Annotated in this window: 11 protein-coding genes; 5 read left to right on the top strand and 6 right to left on the bottom strand. The window is 64.6% G+C overall.

Going from position 1 to position 18,203, the window contains the following annotated elements:
* Positions 1–88: 88 nt before the first annotated feature.
* The 3 genes from hemE (at position 89) to AABE10_RS21730 (ending at position 4,301) form a co-directional block, all read left to right on the top strand.
* A complete protein-coding gene (hemE, locus tag AABE10_RS21740) occupies positions 89–1,192 on the top strand; it encodes a uroporphyrinogen decarboxylase (protein WP_342935322.1) in 1,104 nt (367 codons plus the stop codon).
* Between the two features lie 443 nt (positions 1,193–1,635).
* Positions 1,636–3,894, top strand: coding sequence for a primosomal protein N' (locus tag AABE10_RS21735; protein WP_342935321.1), 2,259 nt, complete (start codon positions 1,636–1,638; stop codon positions 3,892–3,894).
* A 164-nt stretch (positions 3,895–4,058) separates the two neighbouring features.
* On the top strand, positions 4,059–4,301 hold the full coding sequence (locus AABE10_RS21730; RefSeq protein WP_342935320.1) for a hypothetical protein: 243 nt from the start codon (positions 4,059–4,061) through the stop codon (positions 4,299–4,301).
* Positions 4,302–4,383: 82 nt separating this feature from the next.
* Here AABE10_RS21730 and AABE10_RS21725 read toward each other — a convergent pair whose 3' ends face one another.
* Positions 4,384–4,545 carry a hypothetical protein gene (locus tag AABE10_RS21725; RefSeq protein WP_342935319.1) on the bottom strand — a complete coding sequence of 54 codons (162 nt, stop codon included), beginning with the start codon at positions 4,543–4,545 and terminating at the stop codon, positions 4,384–4,386.
* A gap of 309 nt (positions 4,546–4,854) precedes the next feature.
* Here AABE10_RS21725 and putA point away from each other — a divergent pair, with 309 nt between their 5' ends.
* Both putA and AABE10_RS21715 read left to right on the top strand, forming a co-directional pair.
* The gene (putA, locus tag AABE10_RS21720; RefSeq protein ID WP_342935318.1) at positions 4,855–8,817 is read left to right on the top strand and encodes a trifunctional transcriptional regulator/proline dehydrogenase/L-glutamate gamma-semialdehyde dehydrogenase; all 3,963 of its coding nucleotides are present in this window, start codon (positions 4,855–4,857) and stop codon (positions 8,815–8,817) included.
* A gap of 88 nt (positions 8,818–8,905) precedes the next feature.
* Entirely contained in the window at positions 8,906–10,054 is a 1,149-nt protein-coding gene (locus AABE10_RS21715) for a branched-chain amino acid ABC transporter substrate-binding protein (protein ID WP_342935317.1), read from the top strand.
* A gap of 178 nt (positions 10,055–10,232) precedes the next feature.
* On the opposite strand, the gene AABE10_RS21710 is transcribed toward AABE10_RS21715, so the two are convergent.
* The 5 genes from AABE10_RS21710 to gcvH all read right to left on the bottom strand — a co-directional run bounded on the left by AABE10_RS21710 (position 10,233) and on the right by gcvH (position 18,168).
* A complete protein-coding gene (locus AABE10_RS21710) occupies positions 10,233–11,933 on the bottom strand; it encodes a thiamine pyrophosphate-binding protein (RefSeq protein WP_342935316.1) in 1,701 nt (566 codons plus the stop codon).
* Between the two features lie 92 nt (positions 11,934–12,025).
* A complete protein-coding gene (locus AABE10_RS21705) occupies positions 12,026–13,414 on the bottom strand; it encodes an L-serine ammonia-lyase (RefSeq protein ID WP_342935315.1) in 1,389 nt (462 codons plus the stop codon).
* A 97-nt stretch (positions 13,415–13,511) separates the two neighbouring features.
* Entirely contained in the window at positions 13,512–14,555 is a 1,044-nt protein-coding gene (locus tag AABE10_RS21700) for an alginate lyase family protein (RefSeq protein WP_428983373.1), read from the bottom strand.
* 237 nt (positions 14,556–14,792) lie between these two features.
* Positions 14,793–17,723 (bottom strand): aminomethyl-transferring glycine dehydrogenase, encoded by a 2,931-nt coding sequence (gene gcvP / locus AABE10_RS21695; protein ID WP_342935313.1) that lies wholly within the window; start codon positions 17,721–17,723, stop codon positions 14,793–14,795.
* A gap of 64 nt (positions 17,724–17,787) precedes the next feature.
* Positions 17,788–18,168 carry a glycine cleavage system protein GcvH gene (gcvH, locus tag AABE10_RS21690; RefSeq protein WP_342935312.1) on the bottom strand — a complete coding sequence of 127 codons (381 nt, stop codon included), beginning with the start codon at positions 18,166–18,168 and terminating at the stop codon, positions 17,788–17,790.
* Positions 18,169–18,203: the final 35 nt, after the last annotated feature.

Raw genomic sequence — 18,203 nt, 5'->3', positions numbered from 1 at the left:
ATAGGACAAACAGCAATTGCGGGGATTACGCAGGTTCCCGCCCACGCTCAACGGTTAAAATGCGGCTTTGCCTTCAGTTGCAAGCGACGTGGCCCACAACCTCCTCAACGACACTTTCCTGCGCGCACTGCTGCGTGAGCCGACCGACTACACGCCGATCTGGCTGATGCGCCAGGCGGGACGCTATTTGCCGGAATACAACGCGACGCGCAGCCGCGCAGGCAGTTTCCTTGGACTCGCGAAGAATCCCGACTACGCGACGGAAGTCACGTTGCAGCCGCTCGACCGCTATCCGTTGGACGCGGCGATTCTCTTCTCCGATATCCTGACGATCCCCGACGCGATGGGTCTCGGTCTCGATTTTCAGGTGGGCGAGGGTCCGAAATTCGCGCGCCCCGTGCGCACCGAGGATGACGTCGCGCGCCTCGCGGTGCCGGATATCGACAGCACGCTGCGCTACGTCACCGATGCCGTGCGCCAGATCCGCACCGCGCTCACCGACGCCCAAGGCCGTCAGCGCGTGCCGCTGATCGGCTTTTCAGGCAGTCCGTGGACGCTCGCTTGCTACATGGTCGAAGGCGGCGGCTCGGACGACTTCAGAACCGTCAAGTCGATGCTCTACGCCCGCCCGGACCTGATGCACCGCATTCTGGATGTCAACGCGAAGTCGGTGGCCGCCTACCTGAACGCGCAGATCGAAGCCGGCGCGCAAGCCGTGATGATTTTCGATACGTGGGGCGGCGCGCTCGCCGATGGCGTTTATCAGCGCTTCTCGCTGCACTATATTCAGCAGGTTGTGAGCCAGTTGAAACGCGAGCACGACGGCAACCGTGTGCCCGTGATCACCTTCACGAAAGGCGGCGGCCTGTGGCTCGAAGAGATTGCAGCGACGGGCGTCGATGCCGTCGGACTCGATTGGACGGTCAATCTGGGCAAGGCGCGCGAGCGCGTCGGCGGCAAGGTCGCGCTCCAGGGCAATATCGATCCTTCCGTGCTGTTCGCCCCGCCGTCGACGATCCGCATCGAGGCGCGCGCAATCCTCGACAGTTTCGGCAATCACCCCGGTCACATCTTCAATCTGGGGCACGGCATTTCGCAGTTCACGCCGCCGGAACACGTCGCCGAACTGGTCGACGAAGTGCATCGCCACAGTCTCGCCATCCGTGCTGCGGGCGGCAAACAGCCGGCATAACGCGGGCTCATCGCAATATGACGGTTTTGTTGCAGTGCAACGATCCCGCCTCTCGGCGAAAGGGGAAATTAGCGTTCCAAAGGCCGCCCAATGGCGCTCTCGACGTTGTCAAGACTTGACTTATGCACATTTGTCACGTTGCGCCGCAGTAGAGGGATTGATTGTCGCCCTCGGCTCGAAAGATCCGCGGATTTTTGATCAATCCCTTGAGTGACAAGGCTTTGCGGATCTTAAGACAAATGTGCGCTATCCCACACAGAGGCCCGCGTGGCGCGGTCTTCGGCGCATTCGGGCCGAGTTCTCAACAAAGTTATCCACAGGCAGGACTGGCGAATCGCAATTGTCGATGCAAATTCAAAACTTAGCGCCGAAATTGAAGTTTTACTTTAAGTGTGAGCTTGGGGGCTCCAGCCTGTGAATAACCGTCCCGATCAACGGCGGATATGCGGATCGACGATTTGACGGGCACCTACGTCCGCGTTGCGCTCGATCATCCGCTGCCGACGCTCTTTGACTACCGCTGTGACGCCGCGCTGTCGCCGGCGCCGGGGATGTTCGTCAGCGTGCCGTTCGGAAAGCGCCACGTGATCGGGCTTATCGCAGAAGTGACCGCTCACAGTGAAGTGCCGCACGATCGTCTGAAGTCGGTGGCCGGCGTGTGCGCCGCATGTCCGCCGCTTTCTCCGCACTGGCTGCAACTCGCGCAATTCGCCGCCGATTACTACCAGCGCGGCATCGGCGAAGTCGCTTTGCCGGCGCTGCCACAGGCATTGCGCGATGCGGCGCGCTGGGCGCGGCTGCTCGCGCCCGAAGAGCACTACCGTCTGCTGCCCGCTGGCCGCGCCGCGTTGCCGGACGCGCTGCCCGCCCGCGCGAGCGCGCTGCGCCGTCTCGCGGCCGCATTGGCGGAAGCAGAGTCGTTGTCTGCCGCCGATGCCCGCGCGCTGCATCCCAAGGCCACCGCGACGCTCGAAGCCTGGCGAGCCGAAGGCTGGGTTGCGCTCGACGTGATCGATCCCGCCGCGCCGCTTCCGTCACAGCATCACGCCCCGCAGAGCTCGACGCTGCCGACGCTCACCGACGAACAAACGGCCGCCGTCGAAGCCATCCGCGACGCGCAAGGCTTCGCGCCGTTTCTGCTGCACGGCGTGACGGGCAGCGGCAAGACGGAGGTGTATCTGCGCGCGCTGGCGGCGCTGTTGGCGGCGAATCCGCAGGCACAGGCGCTCGTGCTCGTGCCGGAGATCAACCTGACGCCGCAGTTCGAAGCTGCGTTCCGCGCGCGCTTCGCGTCGATGGACGATACCGCGATCGTCACCTTGCACAGCGGCCTGGCCGAAGGCGAGCGCGCCCGCAACTGGTTCGCGGCACACACAGGCCGCGCGCGCATCGTGCTCGGCACGCGGCTGGCGGTGCTGGCGTCGCTGCCGCATCTGTCGATCATCGTCGTCGACGAAGAGCACGACCCCGCGTACAAGCAGCAGGAAGGCTTGCGCTATTCGGCGCGCGATCTCGCCGTCTGGCGCGCAAAGCAGCTCGATGTGCCCGTCGTGCTGGGATCGGCGACGCCGTCGCTGGAAAGCTGGTGGCAGGTCGAGCAGGGGCGCTACAAGCGGCTGACGTTGTCACGCCGCGCTGTCGCAGAAGCGGTGCTGCCGAGCGTCCGGCTCATCGACCTCGAGGACGAACGGCGGCGCGGACGCGCATTCGTCGAAGGGCTTTCCGGGCCGCTGATCGCGGCGCTGAAAACGCGGCTCGAACGCGGCGAGCAAAGCCTCGTGTTCCTGAACCGTCGCGGCTATGCGCCGCAGCTCGCCTGCGACGCGTGCGGCTGGGTCGCGGGCTGTCCGCGCTGCAGCGCCTACGTCGTGCTGCATAAGCCCGAACGCGCGCTGCGCTGCCATCATTGCGGCTGGGAATCGCGTATTCCGCGCTCGTGCCCGGAATGCGGGAACGTGGATATCGCGCCGCTCGGGCGCGGCACGCAGCGCGTCGAGGAGGCGCTGGCGAGCGCCGTGCCGGGCGCGCGCGTGCTGCGTATCGACGCCGACAGCACACGTCGCAAAGGCAGCGCTCAGGCGCTTTTCTCCGATGTCCATGCCGGCGAGGTCGATATCCTGGTCGGCACGCAGATGATCGCGAAGGGGCATGATTTCCGGCGCGTGTCGCTGGTCGGTGTGCTGAACGCCGACACCGCGCTTTTCTCGCACGATTTCCGCGCGAGCGAACGGCTTTTCGCGCAGCTGATGCAGGTGAGCGGACGCGCGGGCCGCGCCGGCCTGCCGGGCGAAGTGCTGGTGCAGACGCGCTATGCGCGGCACGCGCTGTATCACGCGCTGTCACGCCACGATTACATCGGCTTCGCCAATTCGACGCTTGCCGAGCGCCGCGATGCGCATCTGCCGCCATTCGTCTATCAGGCGATGCTGCGCGCCGAGGGCCGCACCCTCGACGCCTCGCTCATCTTCCTGCAACAGGCCGCGGCGGCGCTCGCCGACATTCCCGCCGCCTCGCGCGTGACCGTCTACGACGCCGTGCCGCTCACCATCGTCAAGGTTATGCATGTGCATCGCGCGCAACTGCTGGTCGAAAGCGCATCGCGCGCGGCGCTGCAGGCGACGTTGCGCGCGTGGCAACCCGCGCTGCGCACGATCAAAGGCGTGCTGCGCTGGAGCATCGAAGTCGATCCTCTCGACATCTAGCCGCCCGCTCACTGCGGGCTTCTTGCGCGCATCTACGTGCGGGCGGCGACGGGCGTGAAGCCGTTTGTCGCGTTCACCGTCGGCGTGGCCGTCAATATCGCCATCGGCTACGCGCTGTCCGCGCACGTGTTCGCACCGTATTGGAATAGCTTGGGACAGGGCTCGTGAGCGCACCCGCCGTTCTCGACGACAACATCGGCGCGCAACCCGGCGCGCGCCGTCCTTGCTGCGCGGACTGCCGGTTCCGCGCCGACGATCGGCATTCACTTGAGCAGAGCATTCCGGGCCTCGCTGTATTCGGTTCGGGATTCGGCGCGAGCGTCGCCGATAGCAGGCTGTGCATCGTGCACGATCGGCTCGTCGCGCCGCGCGACAGTTGCGGCGGGTTCTCGCCCCGTCACTGCTGACCTGTCAGGCGCGAGAGCGGTCCGTCTGTCAAAGGCGCGCTCGCGTCATACGTGCGCCGACGCTTGAGAAACGCGCCGGCCGTCAGACCCGAAACGACTCCGGCTGCTTGACATCGCGCTCGTCGTCTTTCACTTCAACGGGCCGCAACCCGTTACGCGACGGGCCCGTCGCGCCACGGATGAACAGCACCATGCACGACGCGAACATCATCCAGATTCCCGTTACCACGATCCACTTTTCCATTCCGGCCACCCTGTTTTAGCGAGACGTCGAGCCCCGTGCCGTGCGTCGCTACGCATTTGATGACCGGTATAACGGCGAAATTCGGCGTTCGATAAGGGTGCGTCGAAACAAACCCGATCCAGGGAAAACACCGAGCGCAACCACGCGCATCGGAACGGTGCACTTCGACCGCAAATCCTTATGCAGCAAGGCTCGCCGAAGGGTGCAACCGATTCGTCGAACTGGTTGCACCTTTTTATTGAGAGGGGTACGATTCGGCCAACTTTTTAGTCTTTGGCCGGCGTCCGCCCGGCACGTGAAGAAGGAAACATGGCGAGCACCACCCTTGGCGTCAAGGTCGACGACCTTTTGCGTACCCGGCTGAAAGATGCCGCCACGCGTCTCGAACGCACTCCGCACTGGCTGATCAAGCAGGCGATCTTCGCTTACCTCGAAAAGATCGAGCACGGCCAGTTGCCCGCCGAACTGTCGGGCAACCACGGCGCAACCGAGCTGGCCGACGGTGCCGCCTCCGATTCCGACGAGAGCGACGCATCGCATCCGTTTCTCGAATTCGCGCAGAGCGTGCAGCCGCAATCGGTGCTGCGCGCGGCGATCACGGCGGCTTACCGCCGTCCCGAGCCGGAGTGCGTGCCGTTCCTGATCGGCCAGGCGCGTCTGCCCGCGAACATCGCGAGCGACGTGCAGGCAATGGCCAGCAAGCTCGTCGAAGCGCTGCGCGGCAAGCGTTCGGGCGGCGGCGTCGAAGGGCTGATCCACGAGTTTTCGCTGTCGAGCCAGGAAGGCGTCGCGCTGATGTGTCTCGCCGAAGCGCTCTTGCGCATTCCCGACCGCGCGACCCGCGATGCGCTGATCCGCGACAAGATCAGCAAGGGCGACTGGCGCTCGCACGTCGGGCACGCGCCGTCGCTGTTCGTGAACGCGGCGACCTGGGGCCTGATGATCACCGGCAAGCTGGTGACGACGAATAGCGAAGCGGGTCTGTCGTCGGCGTTGACGCGCATGATCGGCAAGGGCGGCGAGCCGCTGATCCGCAAGGGCGTCGACATGGCGATGCGCCTGATGGGCGAGCAGTTCGTCACGGGCGAGAACATCTCCGAAGCGCTCGCGAACAGCCGCAAGTTCGAAGCACGCGGTTTCCGCTACTCGTACGACATGCTCGGCGAAGCCGCGACGACGGAAGCCGACGCCCAACGCTACTACGCGTCATACGAGCAGGCGATCCACGCGATCGGCAAGGCGGCGGGCGGCCGTGGCATCTACGAAGGCCCAGGCATTTCGATCAAGCTGTCGGCGCTGCATGCACGCTACTCGCGCTCGCAGCAGGAACGCACGATGAGCGAGCTGCTGCCGCGCGTGCGCGCGCTCGCGATCCTCGCGCGTCGCTACGACATCGGCCTCAACATCGACGCGGAAGAAGCGGACCGTCTGGAGATCTCGCTCGATCTGCTCGAAGCGCTGTGCTTCGATCCCGAGCTGCAAGGCTGGAACGGCATCGGCTTCGTCGTGCAGGCGTATCAGAAGCGCTGCCCGTTCGTGATCGACTACATCGTCGATCTGGCGCGCCGCAGCCGTCACCGCATCATGGTGCGCCTCGTGAAGGGCGCGTACTGGGATACGGAAATCAAGCGCGCGCAAGTGGATGGCCTCGAAGGCTATCCCGTGTACACGCGCAAGATCTACACGGACGTGTCGTACCTCGCGTGCGCGAAGAAGCTGCTCGGCGCGCCCGATGCTGTCTATCCGCAGTTCGCGACGCACAACGCGCACACGCTGTCGGCGATCTATCACCTCGCGGGCGGCAACTACTATCCCGGCCAGTACGAGTTCCAGTGCCTGCATGGCATGGGCGAGCCGCTGTACGAAGAAGTCACGGGCCGCGACAAGCTGAACCGTCCGTGCCGTGTGTATGCGCCCGTCGGCACGCACGAAACGCTGCTCGCGTATCTCGTGCGCCGTCTGCTGGAGAACGGCGCGAACACGTCGTTCGTGAACCGCATCGCTGACGAAAGCGTGCCCGTCAAGGAGCTCGTCGCCGATCCTGTTGAAGAAGCATCGAAGATCATGCCGCTCGGCGCGCCGCACGCGAAGATTCCGCTGCCGCGCAATCTGTACGGCGCGGAACGCAGCAATTCGATGGGCCTTGATCTGTCGAACGAGCATCGTCTCGCGTCGCTGTCGTCGGCGTTGCTGGCAAGCGCGAATCATCCATGGCGCGCTGCGCCGATGCTCGAAGACAACGAGATCGCCGTCGGCAATGCGCGCGACGTGCGCAATCCCGCCGATCATCGCGACGTCGTCGGCACGGTTGTCGAAGCGACCCCGGAGCATGTGAGCGCCGCGCTCGCGCATGCAGTCGCCGCTGCGCCGATCTGGCAGGCGACGCCCGTCGAAGCGCGCGCCGATTGCCTCGCGCGTGCCGCCGATCTGCTCGAAGCGCAGATGCACACGCTGATGGGCCTCGTCGTGCGCGAAGCGGGCAAGTCGCTGCCGAACGCCGTCGCTGAAATTCGCGAAGCAATCGACTTCCTGCGCTACTACTCGGCGCAGATTCGCGACGAGTTCTCGAACGATACGCATCGTCCGCTCGGCCCTGTCGTGTGTATCAGCCCGTGGAACTTCCCGCTCGCGATCTTCATGGGCCAGGTGGCCGCTGCGCTCGCAGCGGGCAACACCGTGCTCGCGAAGCCCGCTGAACAGACGCCGCTGATCGCCGCGCAAGCCGTGCGCGTTCTGCGCGAAGCGGGCGTGCCCGCAGGCGCGGTGCAACTGCTGCCCGGCGACGGCGAAACGGTCGGCGCTGCTCTGGTGGCCGACGCCCGTACGCGTGCGGTGATGTTCACTGGCTCGACGGAAGTCGCGCGTCTGATCAACAAGACGCTGTCGAACCGGCTCGACCCCGAAGGCAAGCCGATTCCGCTGATCGCCGAAACGGGCGGCCAGAATGCGATGATCGTCGATTCGTCGGCGCTCGCGGAACAGGTCGTCGCGGACGTGCTGCAATCGTCGTTCGATTCGGCCGGTCAACGTTGTTCGGCGCTGCGCGTTCTCTGTTTGCAGGACGACGTCGCGGATCGCACGCTCGAAATGCTGACGGGTGCGATGAAGGAACTGGCCGTCGGCAATCCGGACCGTCTGTCGATCGACGTCGGTCCCGTGATCGACGCCGAAGCGAAGCGCGGTATCGATGCGCACATCGCGGCGATGCGCGAGAAGGGCCGCAAGGTCACGCAGCTGCCGACGCCCGACGGTTGCGCGGCGGGTACGTTCGTGCCGCCGACGCTGATCGAGCTCGACAGCATCGACGAACTGAAGCGCGAAGTGTTCGGTCCGGTGCTGCATGTCGTGCGTTATCGCCGCAGCGCGCTCGACAAACTGCTCGAACAGATCCGCGCGACGGGTTATGGACTCACGCTCGGCATCCACACGCGTATCGACGAAACGATCGCGCATGTGATCAGCCGCGCGCACGTGGGCAATATCTACGTGAATCGCAACGTGATCGGCGCAGTCGTGGGCGTGCAGCCGTTCGGTGGCGAAGGGCTGTCGGGCACGGGTCCGAAGGCGGGCGGCGCGCTCTATCTGCAGCGTCTGCTCGCGACGCGTCCAGCCGGCTTGCCGAAGTCGCTCGCGCAGACGCTGATGGTCGATGCCTCGCAAGGCGCGCCGAATGGCGCATCGAATGGTGCGGCTGGCGGCGCGACAAGCGATAATCCAGCCGCTGCGCTGACGGCGCTGCGCGACTGGCTGATCGCGGAACGCGAGCCGGTCCTCGCCGCGCGTTGTGAAGGCTACCTCGCGCACATCCCGGCGGGCGCGACGGCCGTGCTGTCCGGTCCGACGGGCGAGCGCAACACGTACACGCTCGGCGCGCGAGGCACGGTGCTATGCGTCGCGTCGACGGCAAGCGGCGCGCGCGTGCAGTTCGCGGCGGCGCTCGCGACGGGCAACAAGGCGCTGTTCGAAGGCGCGGCCGGCGAGCAGCTGTATGCTGCGCTCCCCGCCGCGCTGAAGCAGTACGCGAGCGTGAAGAAGAACGCGGAAGCATCGTTCGATGCCGTGCTCTTCGAAGGCGACAGCGACGAACTGCTGACGCTCGTGAAGGATGTCGCGAAGCGCGCGGGGCCGATCGTGTCGGTGCAGGGCGTCGCGGCGCGCGCGCTGGAGAGCGGCGATGAGGATTACGCGCTCGAACGTCTGTTGACGGAACGTTCGGTCAGCGTGAATACGGCAGCAGCAGGCGGTAATGCGAATTTGATGACGATCGGCTGAGCGAACCTCGTTTGATCGATTCAAAAAAATGGCGCGAGACGGCGACCCCGATCACCGCGCCGTCCACACCTGGTACCAAGGAGAAGATATGCAAAACACGATGAAAAAGCTGGCAGGCGCGACGCTGTTCGCGACCATATCGCTGGCGGGGACTGCGCACGCTCAGCAGGTCGAAGACGTGAAAATCGGCTTCGCCGGCCCGATGACGGGCGCACAGGCGCACTACGGCAAGGACTTCCAGAACGGCATCACGCTCGCAGTCGAAGACATGAACGCGACGAAGCCGATGATCGGCGGCAAGCAGGTTCGCTTCGTGCTGGATGCTGCCGACGACCAGGCTGACCCGCGCACGGGCACGACGGTCGCGCAGAAGCTGGTCGACGATGGCATCAAGGGCATGCTCGGCCACTTCAACTCGGGCACGACGATCCCGGCATCGCGCATCTACGCGAATGCGGGCATTCCGCAGATCGCAATGGCGACGGCGCCGGAGTACACGCAGCAAGGCTTCAAGACGACGTTCCGCATGATGACCTCGGACACGCAACAGGGCTCCGTCGCGGGCACGTTCGCGGTGAAGAACCTGGGCATGAAGAAGATTGCGATCGTCGACGACCGCACGGCTTACGGCCAGGGTCTCGCCGACCAGTTCGAGAAGGCAGCGAAGGCAGCGGGCGGTACGATCGTCGATCGCGAGTTCACGAACGACAAGGCCGTCGACTTCAAGTCGATCCTGACGAAGCTGAAGTCGGTCCAGCCGGATCTGATCTACTACGGCGGCGCCGATTCGCAGGCTGCGCCGATGGTCAAGCAGATGAAGACGCTGGGCATCAAGGCTCCGCTGATGGGCGGCGAAATGGTGCACACGCCGACGTTCCTGCAAGTCGCAGGCGATGCGGCCAACGGCACGGTGGCTTCGCTGGCGGGTCTGCCGCTGGAAGAAATGCCGGGCGGCAAGGACTATGTCGCGAAGTACAAGAAGCGCTTCGGTGAAGACGTTCAGACGTACTCGCCGTACGCGTACGACGGCGCAATGGCGATGTTCGACGCGATGAAGAAGGCAAACTCGACCGATCCGGCCAAGTACCTGCCCGTGCTCGCGAAGACCAACATGCCTGCTGTGACGACGAAGGATCTGGCCTACGACACGAAGGGCGATCTGAAGAACGGCGGCATCACGCTGTATAAGGTTGTCGATGGCAAGTGGACGACGCTGCAAAGCGTGGGCGGCAAGTAATTGCCGTCAAGGCGTGCGGCGCCCGGCGGTTGTTGCTGGCTGAGCGTCGCAGCCTGATGCGATTGACGATATAAAAAAGCCTCGCAGAGTTTTTGCTCTGCGAGGCTTTTGTTTTCATGCCGCGTATGTCGCGTATGCCACATCTGCCGCCGGCAGTGCGCGCGTTTGCGCGCTTGCATCACTCTCCGCGCAGCTTGCTACCTTGCGCGCGAACCTGCTCGAGCGTCGCGCCCGGCGTGCTCGCTTCCTGCGGCAGACGGATTTCGATGACGGCAGGCTTCTTCGATTCTTGCGCGCGCTTGAACGCAGGCATGAAGTCTTGCGTTCGCTCCACCGTTTCGCCGTGCGCGCCGAACGACTGCGCGAATGCCGCGAAGTCCGGGTTCGTCAGGCCCGTTCCGTGGACGCGGTTCGGATAGTGCCGCTCCTGATGCATCCGGATCGTGCCGTAGTGGCCGTTGTTCACCACGATGAAAATCACGGGCAGTTCGTACTGCATCGCCGTCGCAAGCTCGGACGACGACATCATGAAGCAGCCATCGCCTGCGAACGCAACGACCGTTCTGTCCGGATACATCGACTTCGCCGCGATCGCAGCGGGAACGCCGTAGCCCATCGCGCCGCTCGTCGGCGCCAGTTGCGAACGGAAATGACGGTACGCGAAATGCCGGTGCAGCCACGTCGCGTAATTGCCTGCGCCATTGGTCAGGATCGCGTCCTTCGGCAGGTGCTCGCGCAATTGCAGCATGATCTCGCCAAGCTGAACGTCGCCGGGAATCGCACGCGGCTTGCGCCATTCGAGGTACGCGTCGTGTGCCTCTTTTGCCGTGCCGTCCCAGGCCAGCTTTGCCGATGGCTTGAGTGCCGCGAGCATCGCTGCGATTTCCGGCATGCCGGAGACGATCGGCAGATCGGCGGCATAGACGCGTCCCAGTTCTTCCGCGCCTTGATGAACGTGGATCAGCGTCTGCTTCGTCTTCGGAATGTCGAGCAGCGTGTAGCCGCCCGTCGTCGCTTCGCCGAGGCGCGGTCCGAGCGCGAGCAGCACGTCCGCATCCTCGATGCGTTTCGCGAGCGCGGGATTGATGCCGAGCCCCACATCGCCCGCATAGTTCGGGTGCTCGTTGTCGAGCGTGTCCTGAAAGCGGAATGCGAGGCCGATGGGCAACTGCCAGTTTTCGATGAACGTGCGCAAGTCCTCGCACGCTTGCGGCGTCCAGCCGCTGCCGCCTGCGATCACCATCGGCTTCTTCGCGCCTTCCAGCAGGGCACGCAGACGTTCGATCTGCTGCAACGCCGGCGCGGCGGCCACGCGCTGATACGCGGGCGCGCCCGGCATCACGGCACATGCTTCGCTCAGCACGTCTTCCGGCAGCGACAGCACGACGGGACCAGGCCGGCCCGACGTCGCCGTATGGAACGCATGGCTCATGTACTCGGGAATGCGACCCGGGTCGTCGATTTGCGCGACCCACTTCGCCATCTGCCCGAACATGCGTCGATAGTCGATTTCCTGGAACGCCTCGCGATCGAGATGCTCGCGCGCGCATTGGCCGATCAGCAGAATCATCGGCGTGGAGTCCTGAAACGCGGTGTGCACGCCGATCGATGCATGCGTCGCACCGGGCCCGCGCGTGACGATCGCCACGCCGGGACGGCCCGTCAGTTTGCCGACGGCTTCAGCCATGTTGGCCGCCGCCGCCTCGTGACGGCACACGACCGTCTGAATTCGCGAGGTCTCGTCGTGCAGCGAATCGAGCACCGCCAGAAAACTTTCGCCGGGCACGCAGAACACGCGCTCGACGCCATGCGTCAACAGCGCGTCGACGATGAGCCGCGCGCCGGTGGTCGTATTTGAAGCATCGGAAGACAGCGACATTGCGAGGACACCTCCAGTCAGAAGAGCTTCGACAGCTTACGCCGAGACCCTCGCCGATGTCATTCGTAAAAGCGTCACGAACATTCGAAGCATCAGCACTCGATGATGTTCACCGCAAGCCCGCCGCGCGACGTCTCCTTGTACTTCGTCTTCATGTCGGCGCCCGTTTCGCGCATCGTCTTGATGACGGAATCGAGCGACACATAGTGGCTGCCGTCGCCGCGCAGCGCCATGCGCGCCGCGTTCACCGCCTTCACGGAAGCCATTGCGTTGCGCTCGATGCACGGAATCTGCACCATGCCGCCGACGGGATCGCACGTGAGGCCCAGATTGTGCTCCATGCCGATTTCAGCGGCATTCTCGACTTGCAGTGGCGTGCCGCCCATCACGGCCGCGAGCGCGCCCGCCGCCATCGAGCATGCGACGCCCACTTCGCCCTGGCAGCCCACCTCCGCGCCGGAGATCGACGCGTTCAGCTTGTACAGAATGCCGATGGCAGCTGCCGTCATCAGGAAGTCGAACACGCCTTGCTGGTTCGCGTTCGGCATGAAGCGCGTGTAGTAGTGCAGCACGGCGGGGATGATGCCTGCCGCGCCGTTGGTCGGCGCCGTGACCACGCGTCCGCCCGCTGCATTCTCTTCGTTCACGGCGATCGCGTACAGGTTGATCCAGTCGACCATCGAAAGCGGGTCCTGCAATGCGCGTTCCGGATTGCCCGTCAGCGCGCGATACAGTTGCGGCGCGCGGCGCTTCACCTGGAACGGGCCAGGCAGATTGCCGTTGGCGTCCGGATTGTTGATGCCGCAGCCGCGCGCGACACACGATTGCATCACGTCCCAGATCTTCAGCAGGCCCGCGCGCGTTTCTTCTTCCGTGTGCCATGCGCACTCGTTTTCCCACATCAGTTGCGCGATGCTCTTGCCCGTCGCCTTGCACATCTCGAGCAGTTCCGCGCCCGTGCGGAACGGATGCGGCAATTGATCGACAGCCGACAGCACCTTCGTATTCGGCGCACCCGCCGTCACGACGAAGCCGCCGCCCACCGACAGATACGTCGATTCGCGCAGCGTCTCGCCGTTCACATCGAAGGCGCGCAACTTGAGGCCGTTCGGATGTTCCGGCAGCGCCTGCCGGTAGAACGAAATGTGGTCCTTTTGCACGAACGGAATGTCGTGCTTGCCGAGCAGCGCCAGCATGCGCGACGTGCGAACGTGATCGAGACGCGCGGCGATCGTATCGGGATCGACGGTATCGGGTGCATCGCCGAGCAGGCCGAGCATCACGCCGCGATCGGTGCCGTGGCCCTTGCCCGTTGCGCCGAGCGAGCCGTACAAATCCACCTTCACCGATGCCGTGTTGTCGAGCAGCCCATCGCGCTCGAGCCCTTGCGCGAACATCAGCGCTGCACGCATGGGACCGACCGTGTGCGAACTCGACGGGCCGATGCCGATTTTGAAGAGATCGAAAACGCTGACTGCCATGACTGCTCCTGCTAACAAAAATCTCGTTTGTGCTGCATTGCGTGGGTAACGCGGCAGCAGAATGTGCCGAATACGGCGACCAATGCGCGGCGCGTGATCAACGCGCCGGTAAAGGCAGGCACACGGCGAGCCACGCGGGCGGCGTCGGTGCCAGTTTCAGCGCGACGGGCGTGTAGCGTCCGTCGAGCCGCGCGGCGAGGTGATACAGCTCGGCCGCGTTTTTCGGGTCCCACTGTCCGCTGTAGCCGGGCATGCCGGCTTCGCGGCGCTTCGCATCGAACGGCACGCTCGAATGCACGAATTCATCATGCGTCTTCGCGCCGCTTGCGTATGGCGTGAGCCAGTTCAACGCGGCGGCGAGCGTCGCGCCGCGCGGCGCGCGCTCGTTCAGCCAGTTGCGGTTGTGGCGTCGCGCCGCGAGCGCAGCCGTCACGAGTGGCTGAAGATCGTAGGTCACATAGTGCAGCGCATCGCGTTCGCCGAAATCCACCGTCATGCCGTCCGGCGCGATGTTGTCGTTGATGTGCTCGACGTACAGACGCTGCGCCGCGTCGATCATCTTGCGGTTGTCGAGTGTGAACGCAGCCATCGCTATCAGTTTGACCCGATGACTCTGCCAGTTGTTTCGGAACGTGCCCGTCAGCGGACGCTTTTGCGCGTCGATCTGCGCGATGTAGCCGTTGGCGAGTTTCGTGAGGAAAGCCATCGTCGCGTTGCGCGTCTTGACGGGCAGCGCGCTCGCCGTCATGTCGTACGCGAGGATCAGCCCTTCGAACGGCGTTTCGTCGATGGGATTGAACGACGGTTCATAGGTCGTCACCCATGCATACAGCAGACGGTCGACGAGCTTCAGATAGCGGTCGTCGCTGGTTGCGCGCCACGCGAGCGCGGCGTCGCGCAGCAGATCGAGGTCTTTCTCCGCATCCTTGCTCTGATCGTAGATGCCTTCGTGCGGCAGCGTGCCTTCCGTATGCAACTGGCGCACCGCGTGCGCAGGCTCGGTCAGGTGCGCCTGAACGTTGCTGACCAGTGCCTTGACGCCGGGATCGGCGTTTGTGCGCTCGCTGGTTTGCAGCGCGGGCGCGGCGCAGAGGTTCATCGCGGCGTGGGCGCTTTGCGCGCAGAACGCCGCGATCATCATCAGCAGCGCCGCAAGCGGCGAGGGGGAAAGGCGTTGTAGCGGCGCACGCGTACGATGTGTCCGGAATTGCATCATTCGCACCTGTCGCACCATGCGAAACTCCTTTGGGCTGAGTCGGTGTGTGATGGTAACGGTTTGGCGCGCCAAGCAACAGAACAATGGACAGAACCGCGCGACACGCTTCGACGCGACGCGCGGTTCACATTACTTCAACATATCGATGCGCGGAATGCGGCCTTATTCGTAGTCCGCCATCGGCACGCACGAGCAGAACAGATTGCGGTCGCCATACGCGTTGTCCGCGCGGCCGACAGGCGGCCAGTACTTCTTCGCGACGAGCGAAGGCAGCGGATACGCCGCCGTCTCGCGTGCGTAACCATGTGCCCATTCGTTCGCGACGACAACGGCCGCCGTGTGCGGCGCGTGCTTCAGCGGATTGTCTTCGCGATCGCTGCGGCCTTCTTCGACAGCGCGGATTTCATTGCGAATCGCAATCATCGCTTCGATGAAGCGGTCCAGCTCTTCCTTCGATTCCGATTCGGTCGGCTCGACCATCAGCGTGCCCGGCACGGGGAAGCTCATCGTCGGCGCGTGGAAGCCGTAGTCCATCAGACGCTTCGCGACGTCGTCAACGCTGATGCCGCTCGTTTCCTTGATGGGACGCAGATCGAGAATGCACTCGTGCGCGACCAGTCCGTCCGGGCCCGAGTACAGCACCGGGTAATGCGGCGCGAGCTTCTTGGCGACGTAGTTCGCGTTGAGGATCGCGGCTTCCGTCGCGGCCGTCAGGTTCTTCGCGCCCATCATCGCGATGTACATCCACGAGATCGGCAGGATCGACGCCGAGCCATACGGCGCAGCGGAGACAGCGCCGATGCCGTTCGCGTCGCGCTCGTAGCCCGTCGACGTCTGGTTCGGCAGGAACTTCGCCAGATGCGCGCCGACAGCAACAGGACCGACACCCGGTCCGCCGCCGCCGTGCGGAATACAGAACGTCTTGTGCAGGTTCAGGTGCGAGACGTCGCCGCCGAACTGGCCCGGTGCCGTGAGGCCGACCATCGCGTTCATGTTCGCGCCATCGACATACACCTGGCCGCCGTGCGCATGCACGATCTCGCAGATTTCGCGGACGTTCTGCTCGAACACGCCGTGCGTCGACGGATACGTGATCATGATCGCGGCGAGTTTCTCAGCGTGCTGCGCGGCCTTCTTCTTCAGGTCTTCGATATCGACGTTGCCTTGCGCATCGCACGCGACGACGACGACCTGCATGCCCGCCATATGCGCGGACGCCGGGTTCGTGCCGTGCGCCGACGCGGGAATCAGACACACGTTGCGATGACCTTCGCCGCGCGACTCGTGGTACGCGTGAATGATCAGCAGGCCCGCGTACTCGCCTTGCGAGCCCGCGTTCGGTTGCAGCGACACGGCCGCATAGCCGGTGGCCGCGACCAGCATCTGTTCGAGCTGGTCGATCATTTCGCGGTAGCCGACCGTTTGCTGGGCGGGCGCGAACGGATGGATCTGGCCGAACTCGGGCCACGTGACGGGCAGCATTTCCGACGTGGCGTTGAGCTTCATCGTGCACGAGCCGAGCGGAATCATCGAGCGGTCGAGCGCGAGGTCCTTGTCCGCGAGGCTGCGCAGATAGCGCAGCATTTCCGTTTCCGAATGGTGACGGTTGAACACGTGATGCGTGAGATACGCGCTTTCGCGTTCGAGCGTCGCGGGGAACGTGTTCGACTGACCGAGCTTCGCATCGAGTTCATCGATTTGCGGCACGTCGCTGACGAACGCGGCTTGCGCGAAGGCCGCGAGCAGATCGGCGAGATCGGCGCGCGTGGTGGTTTCGTCGATCGAAACGCCGACGCGCGTGTCGCTCACGTGACGCAGATTGATGCGCTTGGCCGTCGCTGCATCGTGCAGCGCCTGCGTGCGCGTGCCCGTTTCGAACGTGAGCGTGTCGAAGAACGTCTCGTTGACGAGCGTATAGCCCAACTGCTTCGCGCCTGCGGCGAGCAGCGCGGCGATGCGGTTCACGCGCTGCGCAATCGTCTTCAGGCCGCGCGGGCCGTGATAGACCGCGTACATGCTCGCCATGATCGCGAGCAGTGCCTGCGCGGTACACACATTCGACGTCGCCTTTTCGCGGCGGATGTGCTGTTCGCGCGTTTGCAGCGCGAGACGCAGCGCGGGGTTGCCCTGCGCGTCGACGGTGACGCCGACCAGACGGCCCGGCATCTGACGCTTGAACTCGTCGCGCACGGCGAGATACGCGGCGTGCGGACCGCCGAAGCCGACAGGCACGCCGAAGCGCTGCGAATTGCCCACTGCCACGTCAGCGCCCCATTCGCCCGGCGGCGTGAGCATCGTCAACGCGAGCAGATCGGCGGCGGCGACTACGTGACCGCCCGCTGCGTGGATCGCGTCGGCGAGCGCGCGGTAGTCGTGCACGTCGCCGTCGACGCCCGGGTATTGCAGCAGCACGCCGAACGCGTTTGCGCCAGCGGCATCGGCGGCCGGACCGACCTTCACTTCGATGCCGACGGGCTTAGCGCGCGTCTTGATGACTTCGATAGTCTGCGGCAGCACATCGTCTGCCACGTAAAAGATGTTCGACTTCGGCTTGCCGACGCGTTGCAGCAGCGTCATCGCTTCGGCGGCGGCCGTCGCTTCGTCGAGCAGCGAAGCGTTCGAGATCGCAAGACCCGTCAGGTCGACGATCATCTGCTGGAAGTTCAGCAGCGCTTCGAGACGGCCCTGCGAGATTTCCGGCTGATACGGCGTATAGGCCGTGTACCACGCCGGATTTTCAAGCACGTTGCGCAGGATGACGGCGGGCGTGTGCGCGTTGTAGTAGCCCTGGCCGATGTACGAGCGGAACACCTGGTTCTTGTCCGCGAGTTCGCGCAGCGCGGCGAGCGCTTCGGCTTCGCTCTTCGGCTGGGCGAAGGGGCCGAGCGGCAGCGCGTCCTGGCGGCGGATCGTCTTCGGAATCACCGCGTCCATCAACGCGGCGCGCGATGCGAAGCCAAGCGCTTCGAGCATCGACTGCTGATCGGCCGCATCGGGGCCGATATGCCGTTCAGCGAAGGCGTCGTGCACTTCGAGCGCGGCGAGCGAGAGGGGAGTGCGGTTCATCAGATGATCCGGGTGTTCGAGCTTCATTGAATGTTCCTGCCGGCGCGGCGCTCGCCAGTCGCGAACGCCGCGCCTGTCGTGGGTAGATGACTTATTCGCCGATCGACTTGCCGTATGCCGCGGCGTCCATCAGCTTGTCCTGCGATGCGCCCGCAGCCGGCTTGATCTTGAACAGCCAGTTGTCATACGGCGCGCCGTTCACGGCATCGGGCGTATCGGTGACGTTCGTGTTCGCCTCGATGATCTCGCCCGAGACGGGCGCGTAGATATCGGAAGCGGCCTTCACCGATTCGATGACGGCGACGGTATCGCCTGCCGAGACGGTTTGGCCCAGTTGCTGCACTTCGAAGAAGACGATGTCGCCGAGCGCTTCCTGCGCGTGGTCGGTGATGCCGACCGTCAGCGTGCCGTCCGCCTCGGTGCGGACCCATTCGTGCGATTCGGTGTATTTCAGATCGGCCGGGATGCTCATCGGATGCTCCTAAAACGGTTTGATTCGGTTGACTT

Origin of the sequence: Paraburkholderia diazotrophica, from assembly GCF_038900755.1 — a bacterium.
In the GTDB taxonomy this organism is placed as follows: Bacteria; Pseudomonadota; Gammaproteobacteria; order Burkholderiales; family Burkholderiaceae; genus Paraburkholderia; species Paraburkholderia diazotrophica_A.
Note: the sequence above shows the minus strand (reverse complement) of the source record. Positions and strands in the feature narration are given on the sequence as shown.

Excerpts from the sequence above, each read along its gene's own strand:
- AABE10_RS21705 (WP_342935315.1), bottom strand. The coding sequence starts at position 13,414 with ATGGCAGTCAGCGTTTTCGATCTCTTCAAAATCGGCATCGGCCCGTCG.
- AABE10_RS21715 (WP_342935317.1), top strand. The coding sequence starts at position 8,906 with ATGCAAAACACGATGAAAAAGCTGGCAGGCGCGACGCTGTTCGCGACC.
- putA (WP_342935318.1), top strand. The coding sequence starts at position 4,855 with ATGGCGAGCACCACCCTTGGCGTCAAGGTCGACGACCTTTTGCGTACC.
- AABE10_RS21700 (WP_428983373.1), bottom strand. The coding sequence starts at position 14,555 with ATGATGATCGCGGCGTTCTGCGCGCAAAGCGCCCACGCCGCGATGAAC.
- gcvP (WP_342935313.1), bottom strand. The coding sequence starts at position 17,723 with ATGAAGCTCGAACACCCGGATCATCTGATGAACCGCACTCCCCTCTCG.
- AABE10_RS21710 (WP_342935316.1), bottom strand. The coding sequence starts at position 11,933 with ATGTCGCTGTCTTCCGATGCTTCAAATACGACCACCGGCGCGCGGCTC.
- AABE10_RS21735 (WP_342935321.1), top strand. The coding sequence starts at position 1,636 with ATGCGGATCGACGATTTGACGGGCACCTACGTCCGCGTTGCGCTCGAT.
- gcvH (WP_342935312.1), bottom strand. The coding sequence starts at position 18,168 with ATGAGCATCCCGGCCGATCTGAAATACACCGAATCGCACGAATGGGTC.
- AABE10_RS21725 (WP_342935319.1), bottom strand. The coding sequence starts at position 4,545 with ATGGAAAAGTGGATCGTGGTAACGGGAATCTGGATGATGTTCGCGTCG.